Source organism: Pseudomonas sp. NFACC42-2 (genome assembly GCF_900116055.1).
GTDB lineage: Bacteria > Pseudomonadota > Gammaproteobacteria > Pseudomonadales > Pseudomonadaceae > Aquipseudomonas > Aquipseudomonas marginalis.
In genome coordinates this window covers 766,116-786,654 of record NZ_FOZO01000001.1, presented here as the reverse complement: position 1 = coordinate 786,654, position 20,539 = coordinate 766,116, and the positions used below count along the sequence as shown (strand labels likewise).

At 63.1% G+C, this 20,539-nt stretch carries 17 protein-coding genes; 8 read left to right on the top strand and 9 right to left on the bottom strand.

Features of this window, described 5'->3' with window-relative positions; genetic code table 11:
- Positions 1 to 201 precede the first annotated feature (201 nt).
- The 5 genes from BM416_RS03445 to BM416_RS03425 form a co-directional block, all read right to left on the bottom strand.
- A complete protein-coding gene (locus tag BM416_RS03445; RefSeq protein WP_027608671.1) occupies positions 202 to 1,593 on the bottom strand; it encodes an undecaprenyl-phosphate glucose phosphotransferase in 1,392 nt (463 codons plus the stop codon).
- Between the two features lie 243 nt (positions 1,594 to 1,836).
- Positions 1,837 to 2,484: a winged helix-turn-helix domain-containing protein gene (locus BM416_RS03440; protein WP_065925171.1), complete on the bottom strand. Its 648-nt coding sequence runs from the start codon at positions 2,482 to 2,484 to the stop codon at positions 1,837 to 1,839.
- Between the two features lie 31 nt (positions 2,485 to 2,515).
- Entirely contained in the window at positions 2,516 to 3,220 is a 705-nt protein-coding gene (locus BM416_RS03435; RefSeq protein WP_092485395.1) for a YuxH family protein, read from the bottom strand.
- Positions 3,213 to 3,941 carry a winged helix-turn-helix domain-containing protein gene (locus tag BM416_RS03430; protein WP_092485393.1) on the bottom strand — a complete coding sequence of 243 codons (729 nt, stop codon included), beginning with the start codon at positions 3,939 to 3,941 and terminating at the stop codon, positions 3,213 to 3,215. The genes BM416_RS03435 and BM416_RS03430 overlap by 8 nt, the downstream gene beginning before the upstream one ends.
- A 319-nt stretch (positions 3,942 to 4,260) precedes the next feature.
- Complete coding sequence (locus tag BM416_RS03425; protein ID WP_092485390.1) at positions 4,261 to 5,124, bottom strand: LysR family transcriptional regulator; 864 nt, start codon at positions 5,122 to 5,124, stop codon at positions 4,261 to 4,263.
- A 101-nt stretch (positions 5,125 to 5,225) separates the two neighbouring features.
- Between BM416_RS03425 and BM416_RS03420 the strand changes: the two genes are divergently transcribed.
- A complete protein-coding gene (locus tag BM416_RS03420) occupies positions 5,226 to 6,230 on the top strand; it encodes a quinone oxidoreductase family protein (RefSeq protein ID WP_092485387.1) in 1,005 nt (334 codons plus the stop codon).
- Between the two features lie 62 nt (positions 6,231 to 6,292).
- On the opposite strand, the gene BM416_RS03415 is transcribed toward BM416_RS03420, so the two are convergent.
- Both BM416_RS03415 and BM416_RS03410 read right to left on the bottom strand, forming a co-directional pair.
- Entirely contained in the window at positions 6,293 to 6,718 is a 426-nt protein-coding gene (locus BM416_RS03415) for a hypothetical protein (RefSeq protein WP_092485384.1), read from the bottom strand.
- 145 nt (positions 6,719 to 6,863) lie between these two features.
- The gene (locus BM416_RS03410) at positions 6,864 to 7,586 is read right to left on the bottom strand and encodes a pirin family protein (protein ID WP_092485381.1); all 723 of its coding nucleotides are present in this window, start codon (positions 7,584 to 7,586) and stop codon (positions 6,864 to 6,866) included.
- 181 nt (positions 7,587 to 7,767) lie between these two features.
- Here BM416_RS03410 and BM416_RS03405 point away from each other — a divergent pair, with 181 nt between their 5' ends.
- Positions 7,768 to 8,718: a GlxA family transcriptional regulator gene (locus BM416_RS03405; RefSeq protein ID WP_092485378.1), complete on the top strand. Its 951-nt coding sequence runs from the start codon at positions 7,768 to 7,770 to the stop codon at positions 8,716 to 8,718.
- Positions 8,719 to 8,813: 95 nt separating this feature from the next.
- The gene (locus BM416_RS03400; protein WP_092485375.1) at positions 8,814 to 10,337 is read left to right on the top strand and encodes an ATP-binding protein; all 1,524 of its coding nucleotides are present in this window, start codon (positions 8,814 to 8,816) and stop codon (positions 10,335 to 10,337) included.
- Here the strand turns inward: BM416_RS03400 and BM416_RS03395 are convergent.
- Both BM416_RS03395 and BM416_RS03390 read right to left on the bottom strand, forming a co-directional pair.
- A complete protein-coding gene (locus BM416_RS03395; protein WP_092485372.1) occupies positions 10,284 to 13,046 on the bottom strand; it encodes an ATP-binding protein in 2,763 nt (920 codons plus the stop codon). The genes BM416_RS03400 and BM416_RS03395 overlap by 54 nt on opposite strands.
- Before the next feature lie 58 nt (positions 13,047 to 13,104).
- Positions 13,105 to 13,503: a helix-turn-helix domain-containing protein gene (locus tag BM416_RS03390; protein ID WP_027608661.1), complete on the bottom strand. Its 399-nt coding sequence runs from the start codon at positions 13,501 to 13,503 to the stop codon at positions 13,105 to 13,107.
- Between the two features lie 204 nt (positions 13,504 to 13,707).
- Between BM416_RS03390 and BM416_RS03385 the strand changes: the two genes are divergently transcribed.
- The 5 genes from BM416_RS03385 (at position 13,708) to BM416_RS03365 (ending at position 20,431) form a co-directional block, all read left to right on the top strand.
- The gene (locus tag BM416_RS03385; protein ID WP_027608660.1) at positions 13,708 to 14,616 is read left to right on the top strand and encodes a LysR family transcriptional regulator; all 909 of its coding nucleotides are present in this window, start codon (positions 13,708 to 13,710) and stop codon (positions 14,614 to 14,616) included.
- Positions 14,617 to 14,708: 92 nt separating this feature from the next.
- Positions 14,709 to 15,326 (top strand): transcriptional repressor LexA, encoded by a 618-nt coding sequence (gene lexA / locus BM416_RS03380; protein ID WP_092485369.1) that lies wholly within the window; start codon positions 14,709 to 14,711, stop codon positions 15,324 to 15,326.
- A complete protein-coding gene (gene imuA / locus BM416_RS03375) occupies positions 15,326 to 15,940 on the top strand; it encodes a translesion DNA synthesis-associated protein ImuA (protein ID WP_092485365.1) in 615 nt (204 codons plus the stop codon). The genes lexA and imuA overlap by 1 nt, the downstream gene beginning before the upstream one ends.
- A gap of 7 nt (positions 15,941 to 15,947) precedes the next feature.
- Positions 15,948 to 17,363: a Y-family DNA polymerase gene (locus BM416_RS03370; protein ID WP_092485362.1), complete on the top strand. Its 1,416-nt coding sequence runs from the start codon at positions 15,948 to 15,950 to the stop codon at positions 17,361 to 17,363.
- Positions 17,339 to 20,431 carry an error-prone DNA polymerase gene (locus tag BM416_RS03365; protein ID WP_218190213.1) on the top strand — a complete coding sequence of 1,031 codons (3,093 nt, stop codon included), beginning with the start codon at positions 17,339 to 17,341 and terminating at the stop codon, positions 20,429 to 20,431. The genes BM416_RS03370 and BM416_RS03365 overlap by 25 nt, the downstream gene beginning before the upstream one ends.
- Positions 20,432 to 20,539: the final 108 nt, after the last annotated feature.

The following is a 20,539-nucleotide window of genomic DNA, read 5'->3' as shown; positions in this document are numbered from 1 at the left end:
CGTAGCAGCTGTCGAGCCGCGGCGAGGCTGCGTTTACGGCCTGCCTGGCACACCGCTGACGCAGCCTCGCTTGCGCTCGGCAGCTGCTACGGGGGGGAGGTGGTGATGGGGATTGGCATTCGTAGCAACTGTCGAGCCCCGGCGAGGCTGCGTTTACGGCCTGCCAGGCACACCGCTGACGCAGCCTTGCTACGCAAGGGGTCAGTAGATGTCCTTGGACAGCAGCGTAAACGGCGTCTTCAACAGGATCTTGATGTCCAGCCACAGCGACCAGGTATTGATGTAGCGCAGGTCGATGTCGACGCGCTGTTGCATCTTCTCCAGGGTCTCGGTCTCGCCCCGGCAGCCATTGACCTGGGCCAGGCCGGTGATGCCGGGTTTGATCCGATGGCGGGCCATGTAGGCGCGGATTTTCCCCGAGTAGTAGTCGTTGTGTGCGATCGCATGGGGGCGTGGGCCGACCAGTGCCATGTGGCCTTGCAGCACGTTGAACAGCTGCGGCAATTCATCGATGGAGGTACGCCGGATAAACCGGCCGACCGGCGTAATGCGCGAATCGTTGCGACTGGCCTGGCGTACCTCATGGTCGTCATGCACACGCATGGAGCGGAATTTCCACACCTTGATCACCTCGCCATTCCAGCCGTGGCGGTCCTGCTTGAAGATCACCGGGCCGGGGGAGGTGAGCTTGATCAGCAGCGCGACCAGCAGCAGCAACGGGCTCAGCACGATGATCGCCAGAGCAGCCAGGCTCTTGTCCAGCAGCGACTTGCTCAGTGCAGCGGTGGGGCGGCTGGTCAGCGGGCTTTCGTTGAGGTAGATCGCTGGCAGCCCATCCACTTCGGCCACGCAATGGTTGAGCAGCAGCATGTTATTGAGGTCGGGCACCCAGATCACATCCACGCTGATCTCCAGCAGGTTGAGGTACAACGCCTCAATGTGGGTGGCGTCCTGCAATGAATGGGTGATGTAGAGCCGGCGGATGCCGTGTTGCCGGATCAATTGGGGCAGTTGCGGCAGCTCGCCGAGGATCTGCGCTTGCGCATCCTCGGTCGCCTCGGCACGGCTGCCGACCAGACCCACCAGGGGCGAGCGTTTTTGCCGTGAGAGGGTCCTGGCCAGGTCCACCGCAAGCTTGCCAGTGCCCACGATCAATGATTTTTGGCGTTCGTGAAGTTGGCGGTGGTAATACCGGGACAGGCTGTGCAGCGGTATGTAACACAGTGCCAATAACGGGTAACTGACCGCCGCCCAGAGTAATAAGGTTTCCACAGGGAACAGTGCGCTGGCATTACAGGCTACGCCCACGGCAAACAATATACCCATGGTTAACAGCCAGCCCATGAACAAGCGTCCAAGGCCCACGGCATAATCATCTTTCTTGCTGTAGACATCGCACAAGGTATACGCCGGGAGAGAGGCCAATATCGTAAAGGCGGCCAAGACGCGGTAGTAATACTCCAGTTGGCCAGTCTTCAAGATAACCAGCGTAAATAACAGTGCAACAACTAAGCTCGATGCGAGTGTCCATTGCCCCCAGAACGTCAAACCCCTGGGGGTCAGGTTGCGATGCATTCTAGTGTTATTAAGCATAGTTCTGCTCCCGGTGATGACCGCGCACGTGGTGGCAGGCGTTAAGGGTTAACGGTTAACTTTTATAAACGACAGGCACGCGCAGGCGCGTGCCCATTGATAGTAATGAACGGCAGGGGGCAGTGGCTGACGACTTATAACAAGGTCAGGAGGGTCTGGCGAAGTGAATGTTATAAAAGGGCAGGTAGAAGAGCTTTTAATAGGCAGGGTGAATTAAAAAAGTCTGGGTTGTTTTTATTTTTGTTAACGGCGTGGCTGACTAAGCTCGAGCGGCTTTTTGATTTTTTGCGTCAGGCAATAACCACGGTTTCTTACCGCACGAAACAGGCGTTCACCGTCGTTGACCCGCTTGAACTTTTCCTGCAAACGACTCAGGCACATTTCCAATCCGCGGTATAAATCGGGTTCACGACCTATATTACGGATCAACTCTTCTTTGCTGACCACGCGTTCTTCATGATGCAGCATCTTTTTAATCAGCGCCGATTCAATAGTGGTCAATGAAATACGCAGGCCGCCCTTGACCAGAGCGCGATCATGTTGGGTGAGCAGCCAGAAATCCTGTGGATACAGTGGCGTTCGTTCGGCGCTGATCTCTTGAGTACGCGTATGGTTATTCGGCGCGCTGTCAGGGGCCTTGGCGGTTGGCATTCTGGATTCTTGCCGCTTGGGGTTAAACGATTGTGAGGGCAAGTTAAGGGTGTGGGTAATAATGTAGGTATTAAAATGCGGGGTGATCTGTGGTTGGGAAAACGCCGGATTTGTATCGGCGGGGTCCGTGGTTGCCGGGGCGTTTACATCGTAATAGAAGAACTCTGCGTTGGGCGTGAAGTCCTGCAGTGCGATAGACGCAAGTGTTGGAGCGAAGGCGTGTTTCTTGAAAGAACTCATAGGGTCCACCCATATCAGGAAGATGCAGTTGTTAAAGGCAGTCAGCGGGGGAGTAATAGCCGCCCTGAAAGTATTCGAACGGCAAGTTTTTAGCCAGCATGGCGCTGTCGGCAAATTCGACCTGATCGGCGATGAAGCTGACCCTGCAGGCACTGATCAGTTCCAGCATGTGATCGTAAAGCCGGTCGAACAGGTCCGAACGCGTGTTGAGGCTGAGCCTGAGGGCAGAATCCGGAAAGGGCATTTTTATATAGTCGTAGAGCTCGAGGTCGACCAGCAGGTCTGCCGGCTTTGTATCGAGTCTGTAGTTGTTGTAGGCCAACGTGATACCGCTATGGTCTTTCAACTTATACAACTGACGCACCATCGCCCGGCGTTCTACCGGACCGGGCAGGGCGTCCAGTGGGTTGTCGAGACTGAGGGTGAAGGGTTGTTTGTGGTCTTCCAATGCCCGCGCGGCCTGAATGATCGCCTTGAGGATGTCGTCGTTCATCAGGGCCGATTGACCCATGCGCAGAAGCGTATGACTCGTCGCCGGGCTGACTGCCTTAAGCGTTTTGCGCGGTGGGTGGATATGGCGCAAGGCCTCAGTGCAGGCACTTTCAAGTTGTTCGGGATCAACGCCATCCGCTACGCTGATTTCGCTGCCCCACCAGGCATGACCGCGATCAACGATGGCTTGCCTGATGATCTTGAAGTGCGGGGTATGTACAGGGGGCATTTTTTCACTATTCACGGCTCGGCCCCTCCTTAGTGGGTTGGAAATGGCTAGCGCAAATAAGACCCCGGCTGAGTTTATAACCATAACCGCGAATATTTTGGATGATGTTTTCACCGTAGTGCGCCTTGATTTTACTGCGCAAACGGCTGATGGATTTTTCCAGTGCGCGGGAGTCGTAGTACTTGGTATTAAGTCCCATGACACGGGCGATCTCATTATGACTGAGCAGTCGGTTCTGAATAAGCGCTTCCAATACTTTCATTTCGACGAAGGATATTTCCAACTTTTTTCCGTCGCCATACAGGCACATGCGGTCCTGGTCGAGAATCAGGTCGCACTGATTGAGTCGAGCGCTTTCACTGAGAAAGGCATCAAACAGATTCAACTTTTTTTCGGGTGAAGTTTCGATTACCTTGATGCAGTAATCGGCGCCAGCCAGGTAGTATTTTGTTTTGCTCAGGGTCGACGCAAAGGTGATCACGACGAATATCGTGCAGTCGGGGTTTTCAGTTCGCGCTTTTTTTATTATGTCCAGGCTCAGGTTGCTGGCGGAGGGTGTATCAATTTCTATAATGATGGCACGGTAATGTACGTGGCTTTCCTGGGTGTCAATTAGTTGTCCGTAGCAACGTGTATCGACTTTTAAATTATTCGCTACAGTGCGAACTAAAAGCTCCCGAAAGTCCTCTGATTTCGATTGAGTCCGTGCAATAGCGAGGACGTTGGAAAAATGCATCACCTACTCCCTTTTCCGGCATGCAAGGCCGTCAGTTCAATCGCTGCTAGCGTTTAGATACTAATCGAATTGATTCCGCTAAAACGTGACAAATTTTAACATTCACCACTTGGTTTTTACGAGCGCAGGGGGGATTAGGGGGATATTTCACGGGAGGTTGTACCGACTTACACATATGCTAGTGCAAACTCTTAATGCTCGATAAGTATTTTAGTTCCAACGATTTTTTGACGGGTGCAGGTTTAAGCGTTGACCTTCTCAGGCAAAAAAAACGCCTGCAGAGCGCCCCGAAGGTTGGCGGCCGTCCCCTCGGATGGGCTCAACGGCGCAACTGCACTTCGGCCTCGATGCACGCCACCAGAAACTCCATGACTACCTTCACGGACGGCGAGCGGCGCATGTCGGGGTACACCGTGAGCCAGATATCACGCAAAGGGCCTTCGACCGCAGTGGGCAGCCTGACCAGCAACGGGTCGTGATCGCCCACCAGGGTCGGCAGCACCACCGCGCCGACCTGGGCCCTGGCCGCCATTTGCTGGGTGGCCAGGTCGCTTGCGGCAAACGCGATCTCACGGCCGGCGCGCAGTTGGTGCATCCAGGCTTGCTGGGGCAGGTGGTCACGGCTGCTGTCGTAGGCGATGAAAGTCCACTGCGCAGCCGGCAATTGCTGGAACGTCGGCGGGCCATACAACCCGAAGCGCACCACCCCGACTTTCCTGCGTACCAGGGCTTCCTCATCGGGACGCACCGTGCGCAGGGCAATATCCGCTTCACCTTTGTCCAGCGCGGCCAGTTGGGTCGACGGCATCAGCACCAGGTTCAACTGCGGGTATTGGGCGCGCAGCCGCGCTATATGGGGCGCAATGCAATAGTGGGCGATAGACGGCGGGCAACTGACCCGCACGGTGCCGGCCATTTCGATCGACGCGACCCGCGACAGGCGCATCACCTGCGTCGCCATTTCGTCCATGCCCGCCGCCAACTCCGCCAGCGCCAGGCCTTGCGCGGTCAGTGGGCGGCTGCGCGGCAGGCGGTCCACCAGTTTGACGCCGAGGGCTTTTTCCAGCGCATCGACGCGGCGCCCGACGGTGGCGTGCTCCACCTGCAACTCGCGGGCGGCCGCCGACAACGACTGGCTACGTGCCAGTACCGTGAAGTAATACAGGTCCTGCCAATCGAACATCGGGTTATTTCCGCACGGAGGTTGGGAAGCTTTGGGGAATTTTCCTACTGAGAGCGTCCTTTTACCATGGCCGCTTCCCAGTGCACACGGAGTTGTCCCCGATGAAAGCCATTACCTTGCAAACCTACGGCGGCCCTGAAGTCGCCCAATTGCGCCATGACGTCCCCAAACCCCAGGTGTTGGCCGGGCATGTGCTGGTCAAGGTGGCGTGCGCCGGGATCAACTTCATGGATATCCATACCCGGCAGGGCAAATATGCGCAGTCGTCGACCTATCCGGTGCGCCTGCCCTGCACCTTGGGTATGGAGGGCGCCGGCGTGGTGGTGGAAGTCGGCGCAGGCGTCAGCCATTTGGCCGTCGGCGACCGGGTGGCGTGGTGCATCGCCTGGGGCGCCTTCGCCGAGTACGCCCTGGTGCCCGCGGCCAGGGTGGCGCAGATTCCCGGTGCCATCGCCTTCAATCAGGCGGCTGCGGCGATGTTTCAAGGCTGTACCGCCCACTACTTGATCGAGGATGTCGCCAGGCTGCAGGCCGGCAGCACCTGCCTGGTCCACGCCGCGTGCGGCAGCATCGGCCAGCTGTTGGTGCAGATGGCCCGGCGCTCAGGCGCCACGGTGTTCGCCACCGGCAGCACCGCTGAACGCTGTGCCATTGCCCACGAGCGCGGGGCCCACCAGGCCTGGGTCTATGACGGCGGCCGATTTGCCGAGCGGGTGTTGGAGGCCACGGGCGGGCAGGGCGTGGATGTGGTCTTCGATTCGCTCGGCAAAAGCACCCTGCGTGACAGCTTCCGCGCCTGCCGCACGCGGGGACTGATCGTGAACTATGGCAATGTCTCGGGTTCGTTGACCGATCTCGACCCGATGGAGCTGGGGGAGGCGGGCTCGCTGTTTTTGACGCGCCCCCGGCTGGCCGACCATATGGCCGACGGCGCGACCGTACAACGGCGTGCCAACGCGGTATTTGCGGCGATGCTCGAAGGTACGTTGACGGTGGCTATCGAAGGGCATTACACGCTGGAAACGCTGCATCAGGTACATGAGCGCATCGAAGCGCGGCAACAGATCGGCAAGGCTGTGGTGTGGGTGGACCGCGACCTGCATTAATCGAAGACGAAAAAAAACCGGCTGATCAGGCCGGTTTGGGGTGCCCCGCGAACAGTGCGGGATTAAGCGTGGTTGTCCAGCAGGCGATCGGCACCGCCTTCAACAATACCGCGTTGCTGCAAACGATCGGCACCGCCTTCGGCCAGGCCACGTTCCTGCAAGCGATCAGCGCCACCTTCGGCGACGCGGTTGCCTTGCAGGCGATCGGCACCATCTTCGGCAACGCGGTTGCCTTGCAGGCGATCGGCACCATCTTCGGCGACGCGGTTGCCTTGCAGGCGATCGGCGCCACCTTCAACAATACCGCGTTGCTGCAAGCGATCGGCACCACCTTCGGCAACACGACGTTCCAGCAGGCGATCCGAGCCACCTTCGGCAACACGACTTTCGATCAGGTGATCCGCGCCGCCTTCAGCAACAACAGGGTGGGCAAATGCGTTTGCAGCGAGTACCGAGAAAGCGAGGCTAAGCAAGATTTGGCGTTTCATGATGGTGTGCTCCGAGTGTTTTAGTTGGGTGTTGCCTGGTATGGGTTTGATGTTACGCGTTGCATTTTTTAAGAGAACTTCATTGGGCTGATGGTGACTATCGATGCCAGCGATGGCCCGTTTCAAAGGGCCATCGCTGAGCCGGTCACGGCATCTGTGGCCGTTCCTGGGGGCGCAGGTCGAACACCAGCACCTCGGCATCCTGGCCCTGGCTCAGGCGGATTTGCCGCTCATCGCGCACTCGGGCACCGTCGCCTTCCTGCAAGCGCTGGCCGTTGATGTCCACGCTGCCCCGAGCCACATGGATGTACACGTGGCGATCCGGCGGCAGGTCGAGGGTCGCGGCTTCGTCGCCATTGAACAGTCCGGCGTACACCCTGGCGTCCTGGCGCACGGTCAGGGAGCCGTCGCTGCCGTCCGGCGAGATGATCAGTTGCAGGCGCCCTTGTTTCTGTGCCGCGCTGAAGTGCTCCTGTTGATAGCGCGGCTCGACACCGGCCACGGCGGGTACGATCCAGATTTGCAGGAAGTGCACGCCACGGGTCTGGCTGTGGTTGAACTCGCTGTGGGCCACGCCGCTGCCGGCGCTCATCAGTTGCACATCGCCGGGGCGAATCACCGAGCCGGTGCCCAGGGTGTCCTTGTGTTCCAGGGCGCCTTCAAGCACATAGGAGAAAATCTCCATGTCGCGGTGCGGGTGTTGGCCGAAGCCTTTGCCGGCCGCGACGCGGTCGTCGTTGATCACCAGCAGGTCGGAAAAGCCCTGTTCATCGGGGTTCCAATAGTTGGCGAACGAGAAGGTGTGGAACGACTTCAACCAACCGTGATTGGCGGCGCCGCGTTCGGAAGCTTTGCGAAGGGTCAGCATGGTCTTGTCCTCAAGTGAGCGCGGGCTGCGAGATGCAGGGCGCTTGCGTTGAGAAGAAGGTTACTGGTAACCGAAATATTCATTAAGAAGATGAAATCTGAATAACTGTCTCCTTTAGATTGACAGTTAAGGGCATGCCATAATGCCTTTCGCTTTCTTACCCTTGATGGATGCTTCCCGTATGAAAACCGTGGCCATGGCGCTGTTCCCGGACTTCCTCCTGCTTGACATGGCCGGGCCGCTCGAAGTGTTTTCCATTGCCAACCGCTACCTGCCGGCGGCGGAGCATTACCAGATCCTCACCCTGGGCACCGAGCCCGGGCCGTTGCGCGCCTCCAATGGGGTGCTGGTCCAGACTGACCTGCTGCTGGACCAGGCCCAGGCGGCTTATGACCTGCTGCTGGTGCCCGGCGGCCCGGGAGCCTATAACGAATGCCATCCGGCACTGCTGCCCTGGCTCAAGGCGGCGGCGCCACGGGCGCGGCGCTTCGGCTCGATCTGCACCGGCGCCTTTGTGCTGGGCCACGCCGGGCTGCTCGACGAACGCCGCGTGACCACCCACTGGCACTATACCGAGCGCCTGATCAAGGCCTTCCCCAAGGCCATCGTCGAGACGGATCGCATCTACCTGCAGGACGGGCGGTTGATTACCTCGGGCGGGGTCACCGCCGGTATCGACCTGGCGCTGTCGATCGTCGCCCAGGACCATGGCAAGCAAGTGGCGGTGGATGTGGCCAAGGTGCTGCTGGTGGTGATGAAGCGCCAGGGCGGCCAGGCCCAGTTCAGCCCGATGACCGCGTCCGTGGCGCCCCAGGAAACCCCGATCACCCGGGTGCAGAACCATGTGCTCGCCCATCTGGACCAGCCCTTCACCATCGAGTCCATGGCCGAACTGGCCGGCATGAGCCCGCGCCACTTTGCCCGGTTATTCGCCAAGGACGTGCAGATGACGCCCATGGCCTTCCTGCAGGGCGCGCGCATCGACCGCGCCCGGCAACTGCTGGAAACCACCGACCTGCCGCTCAAGACTGTGGCGTTCCACGCAGGCTTCGGCAGTGTGCGGCACATGCGCTTTCTATTCAGTGAAAAACTCGGCCTCAACCCGACCCAATATCGCCAGCAGTTCAGTTAACGACAGGATGTCCGTCTCGCGCACCCGATTGTCCGTATCGCTCCCTGTGCCAGCATTGCCCTGTTACAGGTAGCTGGCAAGATAAGGTCGAGCCCATGGAAAAGGATGCGCGGACGCCCAAGACCGGGTGTTTCAGCGCGATTGCAGACATGAATATGCCTCAGGCGATTGACGCGGATAGCACGGTGCGCTTCGGTGACTATGCCTTTCATCGGCAGCAGCGGCTGGTGAGCAAGGCGGGTTGGCCGGTGCCGTTGGGCGGGCGGGCATTGGATATTCTGGCGGTGCTGCTGGAGTCGCCAGGGCAATTTATCAGCAAGGCCACCCTGATCGAGCGGGTCTGGCCGTGCAGCGTGGTGGAAGAGAACAACCTGCGGGTGCACATCGCTGCACTGCGCCGTGCCCTTGACGGGCAACGCTTGATTATCAACGACCCCCAGCGCGGTTACTGCTTCGCCGCCCCCGTGCGGGTCGCGGCTGCCGCGGTGCTGCCCCGGCATAACCTTGCCCCCCGGCTCAGCCCGCTGATCGGTCGCGATGAACTGCTGGGCGTGCTGGTGCGGCGGGTGTCCGGGCAGCGCCTGATGACCCTCACCGGGTGCGCCGGCGTGGGCAAGAGCAGCCTGGCCCTGGCGCTGGCCGAGCGGGTGTTGCCGCGCTATCGCGACGGTGTGTGGTGGATCGACCTGGCCACGGTGGAGGCGCCGTTGATGATGCTGCGCCACCTGGCCACGGCCCTGCACCTGGAACCCGGCGGCAGTGTCACGCAGTTGTGCCGCCAGCTGGTCTCCCGGCAATTGCTGCTGGTACTCGACGGCGCCGACCTGCTGCTCGGTGCCTGTCGACATCTTTTGCGGGCGCTGCGCGAAAATGCGCCCCAGGTCAGCGTGCTGGTCAGCAGTCGCGAAGCGTTGCAGGCCCCAGGCGAATGGGTGCTGCGCGTACCCCCGCTGGGCGTGCCGGCACCGTCGGCGCTGGGCAGTGTTGAACAGGCGATGGCGTTCCCCGCCGTGCAACTGTTCGTCGCCCGAGCGTGTGCCGGCCAACAGGGCTTTGTGTTGCGCCGACAGGACCTGGTGCCGTTGCGGGACATCTGCCGGCGCCTCGACGGTATTCCCCTGGCCCTTGAACTGGCGGCCGCCCAGGTGGATGCGCTGGGCGTGCGCGGTCTACAGGCGCAGTTGCACAGTGGAGTGCAGGTACTGACCCGGGGGCGCCGCACAGCGGTGGAGCGCCACCAATCCCTGACCGCCGCCCTGGACTGGACCTACGAGCGCCTGAGCCTGCCGGAGCGCTGGCTGTTCCTGCAACTGAGCCTGTTCAAGATGGCCGTGACCTTGCCCACCCTGGGTAAGCTGGTGGCCGGCACCGAGCTGGAGCACGCCGATTTGTCGTACCTGCTCGGGCGGCTGGTCGGCACCTCGCTGTTGAGCCTCGAACCCGGTCCGGGTTATCCGCGCTATCGTCTGCTCAACAGCATGCGCAGCTATGGCCTGGCACTCCTGCGCAACCCGCAGCAGGTGGCGCGTTTGCAGCAGGGCTATGGGCATTACCTGGGGACGTTCTCAGGCCGGCCGTTTGTCCTGCAACTCGTCGAGCAGGCGGCGTACGCGGACTAGGTCCTGGGTGGCGAAGCCTTCGGTAAATCGCGCGTAGACCGAACCCAGCAGGTCGTGGGCGGCCTGCACACGACCCTGCTGTTGCCACAGCCGCGCCAAGGAGTCTGCACAGCGCAGCTCCCAGGCCAGCGCGCCTTGCTGGTGTGCCAGGCCCAGGGCTTCGAGCAGCAGCGCCTCAGCCCCGTGGATGTCGGGCATGGCCTCGGCGCGCACGCGCAGGATTTCCGGGCTGCACCAGCCGGCCGCACCGCTCCGGGCGCGTTCGAACAAGGCTTCATCCACGGCACGGGCGTTGAAGGTCACCAGGATGTCTGCGACCAGCCCCAATCCCTGCATATCAGCGATTTGCGCCGTGCCTTCGTAGCATTGCGCCCAGGTGTGGAACAACTGCACCGAATGCTTTTGCGCCTGTTGCAGGAGGAGGTCCAAGCGGTCGCGGGCCGTGAGGGTGTCGCCGTTGCAATGGGCGATGACCACCCCGGCCAGGGCCAGGGTGTAGCAAATCGACGTGCCGTGGTTGATCTGCAACGCCAGCTCCAGCGCCTGGCTGGCGGTGCGCCACGCACGTTCGGGAAAACCGCGCAGCCACAGGATGCGCGCGAGGATGGTCAACGAGGCCACGCTCTGGTCGTACTGCACGCCAAAGCCGTGGGTAAACCGATTGAGATGGCCGCTCTGGGCCATGCGCTGGATCACCTGTTCGGCATTCTGCTGCGCCAGCACCTGGTTGCCGGCGAAGTGCTGCGCCAGCACCCTCAGGCGTTGGGCGCTGAGGGCCAGCAACGGCTCGGCCTGCGGCCCCAACCGGTCGAAATGCAGGCTTTGCTCCAGGGCCTCGCGGTAGTTGCCGCCACACAGGCTGACCGCCATTTGCCCCGACACCGCGCGCAGTTGGCCGACCAGGTTGCTGTCGGCTTCGGCCAGGCGCCGTGCATGGGCAAAGGCTTCGATGGTCTGCGGCGTACCGCCCTGGGTGTGATAGGAAAAACTGCCGAAGGCCAACTGCAAGGCCATGTTCAAGTGCGGGCTCGGCGTGCTCGATTGCCCCAGCCGCGCCAGGGCCTTGCCCACGTACAGCCCGTGTTCGCGCAGCAGCGACAGCTCCTGCCACAACGGCATGGCGCTGACGGTGAGACGAATGCCCAGCAGGTGCACGCCCTGGTCGCCCAGGCCCCAGTCGAGGGCGGCACGAATGTCTTCGCGCAGCGGGGCATAGCGGTCGATCCAGGTTTGGGTGGCGGTCTGTTCCCAATCGTCCTGCGCCTGGTTCATCAGCACCAGGCAGCGCTTGGCGTGGTGTTCACGGGTGGCGTCGAGTTCATTGGCGACGCTGAGTTTTTCCAGGGCATAGGTGCGGGTGATGTCCAGCAGGCGGTAGACCACCTCGTCATCCCCGGCTTCCACTGTGAGCAAGGATTTCGCCACCAGCTGGGTGATCGAACCCAGCACCTCGGCCGGCGCAACCTGTTGCCCGGCGATCACCGCCGCCGCACTGGCCAGGCTGAAACCACCGCGGAACACCGCAAGGCGACGCAGGCAGATTTGCTCGCAGCCGGTGAGCAATTCGAAGCTCCAGTCCAGGGTGGCACGCAAGGTTTGATGGCGGGGCAGGGCGCTGCGTCGGCCACGGGTGAGCAGGCGAAAGTTGTCTTCCATCTGCACCAGCAGGCCGGACAGGCCGAAGCGCTCGATCTGCGCGGCCACCAACTCGATTGCCAGGGGAATGCCGTCCAGGCGTTGGCAGATATCAATGGCCAGGGGCAGTTCGGCTTCGCTCAGTTCGAAGCTGTCCTGATGGGACATGGCCCGCTCGATCAGCAGTTGCAGGGCCGGATAACCCAGGGCCTGGGCGCGGTTACCGGTGGCGGGCGGGCAGGCCAGGGGTTCCAGGCGCTGCACCGACTCGCCCTCGGCGCGCAAGGCCTCGCGGCTGGTGGCGAGGATGTGCAATTGGGGCGCGTGGCGCAGCAGGGTCTCGCTGATCAGCGCGATGTCGTCCAGCAGGTGTTCGCAGTTGTCGATCACCAGCAGCAACTGGTGCTCCTGCAGGCGGCGCGCAAACACGGGCAACGGTTCGTGCTCGGTGTGGGTGAGGTCGAGGAGCGCGGCGAGATTGGGCAGGATCATCGACGGCGCGCTGAGAGGCGCCAGGTCCAGCAGGCGAATACCGTCGCGGTAATGTCCGATCAACAATTCCGCCACGCGCAAGGCGACGGTGGTCTTGCCGATGCCGCCGGCGCCGGTCAGGGTGATAAAACGCTGCTCGGGCAGCTGCTGTACCAGGCTGTCGATCAGGGCCTGGCGGCCAAGCATGCGCGTGCGTCGCAGCGGCAGGTTGTGGCTCGGGCGTTGGGGGGCGCCTTCGGTCGGTAGGCTCATCGGCTCGATGCTCAGTGGCGCCACAAAACTGTAGCCACGCTGGGCCACCGTAACGATATAGCGCTGCCCGGCCTGGCCATCGCCCAGGGCCTTGCGCAGCGCCGCCATGTGCACCCGCAGGTTGCCGTCTTCCACCACGCTCTTGGGCCAGACCCGGGCGATCAGTTCCTGCTTGCTCACCACCGTGCCGGCCTGCTCCAGCAGGATCAGCAGGATGTCCACGGCCCGCCGTCCCAAGCGCAATGGGCGACCGGCCTCCAGCACCAGGCGCTGGCGCGGGTGGACACGGTAAGGACCGAAATGCACGGCCTGGTCGCGTGGGTCACTCATGGGTGGCCATGCTCTGGGAAAAGTAAGCGGCCAGCATATTCCAGGTGCGTGCCGACCACTAGGCAGCGATCTCCCGAGGCTTGTGACGCAGTTGGTGATTTCGCCAGGTCATCGGGTTGACGCCCTCGCTGCGCGTGAACATATGGCAGAAATGCGCCTGGTCGCAAAAGCCGCACTCCAGGCTGATTTGCGTGAGGCTCAAGGAGGAACCGGTGATCAACTCCTTGGCCCGCTGGATGCGTTGCTGGCGTATCCATTCCTGGGGCGACAGCCCGGTGGTGCACTTGAACGCGCGGGAAAAATGGCTGCGCGACAGGGCGCAGGCCTGGGCCAGGTCGGCAATCGCCAGGCTTTCACCGAGGTTGGCGAGGATCAATTGCTTGGCGATTCGTTCGCGCCGGGGGCACAGGCCGCCGGTGGCGGATAAGCGAGGAGCACAATACGCAGGTCGGGCCATGACGGATATCCGCAGTCGATGGGAGCGTTCCCGGTGAATGGATGCAGTGTAGACCGGCTCATTTTTGGCGCCGTACCGTCTGGCTGGCGAGTTAATCGTTGTTAATTTCGCCAGGTTCGGTCGCGGAAAAGACAGCACAGGCATGCAATCCAGGCAGTGTCCTGTCTGCTTAGCTGGCAGCCTGCTAACCGTTTGGATACCGCCATGAACCGCAATGACCTGCGCCGCGTCGACATGAACCTGTTGGTGATTTTCGAAGCGCTGATGTTCGAGAAGAACCTGACCCGGGTCGCCGAAAAGCTCTTCATGGGCCAACCGGCGGTGAGTGCGGCATTGGGCCGGCTGCGAGATTTGTTCGACGACCCGTTGCTGCTGCGCAACGGCCGGGGCATGGAGCCCACGCCACGTGCCGTGGCGATACTCAAGGAGCTGCAACCGGCCATGGACACCATTTCAGGCGCAGTCAGCCGCGCCAAGGATTTCGACCCTTCCACCAGCTGTGCGGTGTTCCGCATCGGCCTGTCCGACGACGCCGAGTTCGGTCTGTTCCCGCCGTTGCTCAGCCAACTGCGCGAAGAAGCCCCGGGCATTATCGTGGTGGTACGCCGCGCCAATTACCTGCTGATGTCCGCATTGCTGGCCAGTGGCGAGATCTCGGTGGGCGTGAGCTACACCACTGAACTGCCGGCGAATGCCAAGCGCAGGAAACTGCGGGACATTCCCTGCAAGGTGCTGCGCGGGGATGACGGCGTCGAACCGCTGACCCTCGACGACTATTGCGCACGGCCCCATGCGATGGTGTCGTTCTCGGGGGACTTGAGCGGCAATATCGACCTGGACCTGGCCCGTATCGGCCGTGCCCGGCGGGTGGTGCTGGCGGTGCCGCAATTCAGTGGGCTGCGGGCGCTGCTGGCCGGTACGCAGATTATTGCCACGGTGCCGGACTATGCGGCGTGTGCGTTGACCGAGGGCACGGCGCTGCGGGCAGAGGATCCGCCGTTTGCGATCGATGCGGCGGAGTTGTCGATGGTGTGGAGTGGGGTGCATGACAATGACCCGGCGGAGCGCTGGTTGAGGGGCAGGATTGCGCAGCATATGGCGGGAGGGGGGTGAGCTTGGCGGCTTCTGGGCCTCCCTCAGTTTGATCTGCATACCCCCCAACCCCGACTACCGGCTCTTGTAAGAAATTTCCCAGAGGAGTACAAATGTACTCCATGACAACCCTGACCCCCCGCCGCACCGCCATCCTGACCTTTATCCGCGACCGTATCGCGCAGCAAGGCCAACCCCCCAGCCTCGCCGAGATCGCCGAGGCGTTCGGCTTTGCCTCCCGCAGCGTCGCACGCAAGCACGTCGTGGCCCTGGCCGAAGCCGGTTTCATCGAGGTCAACCCCCACCAGGCGCGCGGCATTCGTTTGCTCAACCAGCCCCCGCGCCCGGAGTGGCTGGATGTCCCTGTGCTCGGCCGAGTGGCAGCCGGCCGGCCCATCGGCGCGGATGCCGACGTGCACAGCCGCCTGCAACTCGACCCCGCTACTTTCGCGAAAACCCCGGATTACCTGTTGCGGGTGCAAGGCGATTCGATGATCGAGGACGGCATCCTCGACGGCGACCTGGTGGGCGTCCGCCGCAGTGCCGAAGCGGTGAACGGGCAGATTGTGGTGGCGCGCCTGGACGGTGAAGTCACCATCAAGCGTTTCGAACGCAGTGGCGAGCGTGTTCGCCTGCTGCCGCGCAATCCTGCGTATCAACCCATTGTGGTCGGCCCCGACCAGGACCTGGCCATTGAAGGGGTGTTCTGCGGCCTGGTGAGGCAAGGCTGATGGGCGCCGTGGTTGCACTGGATACGCTGTTCAATGGCGGCCGCGTCTGGAAAGGCCGGCCTGTCGCGCCTCCGGCCAGCGTGCAGCCTACGGGGCTGGCGGCGCTGGATGCGGTGCTGCCCACGGGCGGCTGGCCGGAGTCGGCCTTGAGCGAAATCCTGATGACCAGGGACGGTATCGGCGAACTGCAACTGGTGCTGCCGACCCTGGCGCGATTATCGGCGGCGGGGGAGCGCATTGTGCTGGTGGCGCCGCCCTACACCCCGTACCCCCACGCGTGGCAGAACGCCGGGGTGGATTTGCGCCAGCTGTCGGTGGTCCAGGCCGAGGCGCGGGATGTGCTGTGGGCGGTGGAACAATGCCTGCGCTCCGGCAGTTGCGGCGCGGTGCTGTGCTGGCCGCGCAAGGCGGATGACCGCGCCTTGCGTCGCTTGCAGGTGGCTGCGGAAACCGGGCAGACCCTGGCGTTTGCCTGGCGCGCCTTGAGTGAAGCGATCAACCCTTCGCCCGCCGCCCTGCGCCTGGCCGTCGAGGCCAAACCTGCCCGGGTGCGGGTGCTCAAGTGCCGGGGTGGCTTGGCTCATCCGGCGCCGATTGCACTGGCGGGGCACTGAGGTTGCCATGCGCTGGGTGTGTATTGTCTTCCCGCAATTGGCGCTGGACGGGGTGCAGCGCCTGCACCCCGAGCCCGACCAACCCCTGGCGCTGCTGGCCGGCACCCCGCAGCGGCGCGTGCTGCAAACCGTCAATGACGCCGCCCGCGCATTGGGCCTGCGCCCGGGGCAATCGCTGACGGCCGCCCATGCCCTGGCCAAGACCTTTGCCTGTGCCGAATACGACCCTGTGGAGATCGAGCGCTGGCAGCAGTTCCTCGCCGCCTGGGCCTACCGCTTCAGCTCCCAGGTCAGTGTGTATTACCCGCGTGCCTTGCTGTTCGAGATCGAATCGAGCCTGGGCCTGTTCGGGCCCTGGCCTCGGTTCGAGGCACGCCTGCGCCAGGAACTGAGCGAGCTGGGCTTTCGTCACCGTATCGTCGCCGCCCCCAACCCGGCGGCGGCGCGGGTGCTGGCCAATCTCTACGATGGCTTGGCCGTGGCCGATGAGGATGCGTTGCTTCAGGCCCTGGCGCCATTGCCCATCGACCGCGCCGGCCTCGACCCGCAAGCGGCCACCGCGTTGTCGCGCATGGGCCTGCGCACCCTGGCCCAGGTGCAGGCGTTGCCCCGGCACACCCTGGCGCGGCGCTTTGATGCCAGCCTGCTCAAGCACCTCGATGCCTTGACCGGGCAGCGGCCATTGGCCCTGGCGTTCTATCAGCCGCCGGACCAGTTCGATGTGCGCATCGAGCTGAATTTCGATGTGCAATCCCACCAGGCCTTGTTATTCCCCCTGCGCCGTCTGACCGGCGACCTCTCGGCGTTCCTCTGCGGCCGTGACAGTGGCGTGCAGCGTTTCGACCTGCACCTGGAACATGCCGATGCACCGGACAGTGTGATCAAGGTCGGCCTGCTGAGCGCCGAGCGTGAGCCGGCGATGCTGTTCGAACTGGCCCGTGGGCGCCTCGAGCACGTGCAAGTCACCTCGCCGGTGCGTGGTTTTCGCCTGGTGGCCCAGGACCTGCCGGCGTTCGTGCCGCAACGCCAGGACCTGTTCGACGATCGCCCGCAACAGACCCTGCCGTGGGAACAACTGCGCGAACGCCTGCGTGCACGCCTGGGGGATGAGGCGGTGCAAGGCCTGCGCTTCCATGCCGACCATCGGCCCGAATGCGCCTGGCAAATGGCGGCGGATAAAAGCCCGTGCGCCACCTTGAGCAAGGTGCGGCGTCCCGGTTGGTTGCTTGACGAACCGACCTTGCTGGCCGAGCAGGGCGTGCAGATCCTCATGGGCCCGGAGCGCATCGAATCCGGCTGGTGGGACGGTGCCGACATTCGCCGCGACTACTACCTGATCCAGACCCGCGCCGGCCAGCAAGGCTGGGCCTATCGCTGCGTGGGACAAAGCGATGGGCTGTGGTTGCAGGGCTGGTTTGCATGAGTTATGCCGAGCTGCACTGCCTGTCCAACTTCAGCTTCCAACGCGGTGCCTCCAGCGCCCTGGAGTTGTTCGAGCGGGCCAAGCGCCAGGGCTACAGCGCCCTGGCGATCACCGATGAATGCACCTTGTCGGGCATCGTGCGGGCCTGGCAGGCGGCGAAGGCGGTGGGCTTGCCGCTGATTATCGGCAGCGAAGTGCGCATCGAAAACGGCCCGAAACTGGTGCTGCTGGTGCAGGACCTCAGCGGCTACCAGCACCTGTGCCGCTTGATCACCGTGGCCCGACGCCGGGCTGAAAAAGGTCGCTACCGCCTGCTGCTGGAAGACTTCGAGCAGCCGTTGCCCGGCCTGCTGGCGCTGTGGGTCGCCGAAGACAGCGACACCCAGGCCTCCATCCAATGGCTGCGCCGTACCTTCGCCGAACGCCTGTGGCTGGCGGTGCACCTGCACTGCGGCCAGGACGATGCGCGGCATCTGGAGCAACGCCTGCACCTGGCCGCCAGCCTGCATATCCCGGCGGTGGCCTGCGGCGATGTGCATATGCATGCCCGTGGCCGCCGCGCCCTGCAAGACACCATGACCGCGATCCGCCATCACGTGCCGGTGGCCGACGCCGGCACGCGTCTGCACCCCAATGGCGAGCGGCATCTGCGCAGCCTCGACGCCCTGGCCACGCTGTACCCGCAGGCGCTGCTCGACGAAACCCTGGCCATCGCCCAGCGCTGTCACTTCGATCTTGGCCAGTTGCGCTATCACTACCCGCGCGAGCTGGTGCCCGAGGGCCACGATGCCGAATCCTGGTTGCGCGCCGTCACCGACGAAGGCATCGCCCGGCGCTGGCCCCACGGGGTCGACGCCAAGACGTTGCAGCAGATCCATCACGAGCTGACACTGATCAGCAAACTGGGTTACGAAAGCTACTTCCTCACCGTGCACGACATCGTGCGCTTCGCCCGCAGCCGGTCGATCCTGTGCCAGGGCCGGGGTTCGGCAGCCAACTCGGCGGTGTGTTTTGCCCTGGGCATCACCGAGATCGACCCGAGCCTGACGAGTACGTTGTTCGAGCGCTTCCTGTCAGAGGAGCGCAACGAGCCGCCGGACATCGACGTCGACTTCGAGCACGAACGTCGCGAAGAAGTGCTGCAGTACGTGTTCCAGCGCTATGGCCGTACCCGCGCGGCGCTGACGGCGGTGGTCAGCAGTTACCACGCCGCCGGCGCAGTGCGCGATGTGGCCAAGGCCCTGGGCTTGCCGCCGGACCAGATCAACGCGCTGGCCGAATGCTGCGGGCGCTGGAGTGACGATGCGCCGCCCCTGGAACGCCTGCGCGAAGGCGGCTTCGACCCGGACAGCCCGATCCTGCGCCGTGTGCTGACGCTCACCCAGCAACTGATCGGTTTTCCCCGGCACCTGTCCCAGCACCCCGGGGGCTTCGTGATTTCCGAATACCCACTGGATACCCTGGTGCCGGTGGAAAACGCCGCCATGGCCGAGCGCACCATCATCCAGTGGGACAAGGATGACCTCGATGCGGTCGGCCTGCTCAAGGTGGATATTCTCGCCCTGGGCATGCTCAGCGCGATCCGTCGCTGTTTCGATCTGCTGCGTCGCCATCGTGGCCGTGACCTGTCGCTAGCGACGATCCCCAAGGAAGACCAGGCCACCTACGCGATGATCAGCAAGGCCGACACCATCGGCGTGTTCCAGATCGAGTCGCGGGCGCAGATGTCGATGTTGCCCAGGTTGCGGCCGCAAACATTCTACGACCTGGTGATCGAGGTGGCCATTGTGCGCCCCGGGCCGATCCAGGGTGGCATGGTGCATCCGTACCTGCGCCGACGGAACAAGGAAGAACCCACGACTTACCCGTCGCCGGAGTTGGAAACCGTGCTGGAGCGCACCCTGGGCATCCCGCTGTTCCAGGAACAGGTGATGCAGATCGCCATGGTCGCCGCCGACTACAGCCCCGGCGAGGCCGACCAGTTGCGCCGTTCCATGGCCGCCTGGAAACGCCACGGTGGCCTGGAACCGCATCAAGCACGCCTGCGCACCGGCATGTTGAAAAACGGCTACACCGAGGCTTTTGCCGCGCAGATCTTCGAACAGATCAAGGGCTTCGGCAGCTATGGTTTCCCCGAGTCCCACGCCGCCAGTTTCGCCTTGCTGACCTATGCCAGTTGCTGGCTCAAGTGCCATGAGCCGGCGGCTTTCGCCTGTGCGCTGATCAACAGCTGGCCCATGGGGTTCTACAGCCCGGACCAGATCCTGCAGGATGCGCGGCGCCATCGCTTGCAGATCCGCCCGGTGGATGTGCAGGCCAGCGACTGGGATTGCAGCCTGGAACCCATCGATGGCCAGCAACCGGCGATTCGCATGGGGTTGCGCATGATCTCGGGGTTTCGCGAAGAGGATGGGCGGCGCATCGAAGCCGCACGTCAGCGCCGGGCGTTCAGGGATATTGCCGATCTGGACGCCCGCGCCGGGCTGGATGCGCGCACCCAGGCGTTGCTGGCGGATGCCGGGGCCTTGCGTGCCCTGGCCGGCAACCGGCATACGGCGCGCTGGGCCGTGGCAGGGGTGCATAAGCAGCTTGGCTTGTTCGCCGGTCTGCCCAGCCCCGATGAGGCGCGGGTGGAACTGCCGAAACCGACGGTGGGCGAGGATCTGCACGCCGACTACGCCATGCTTGGCACCACCCTTGGCCCGCACCCATTGGCGCTGCTGCGCGCCGAGTTGCGTAAGCGGCGTTGCCGCAGCTCGAATGAACTGCAGGCGGTGGAGCATGGGCGCACTGTCAGCGTCGCCGGGCTGGTCACCGGTCGCCAGCGCCCCGGCACGGCCAGTGGCGTGACCTTTGTCACCCTCGAAGATGAATTCGGCAACCTCAACGTGGTGGTCTGGCGCGACCTGGCCGAACGTCAGCGCCAGGCCCTGGTGGGGTCGCGATTGCTCAAGGTGGACGGGCGTTGGGAGGCGGTGGGCGAGGTGCGGCACCTGATTGCCGGGCGCCTGACCGACCTGACGCCGCTGCTGGAAGGCATCACGGTGCGCAGCCGGGATTTTCACTGAGGCGGGTAGCGCCGGCGATGATTACCCCCTAATTTATACAAAATGAAACCATCGCCCCTTGATACGCTCCAAATTTTGCGACCGTCCTTTCTCTGCGCAGAGCCGAAC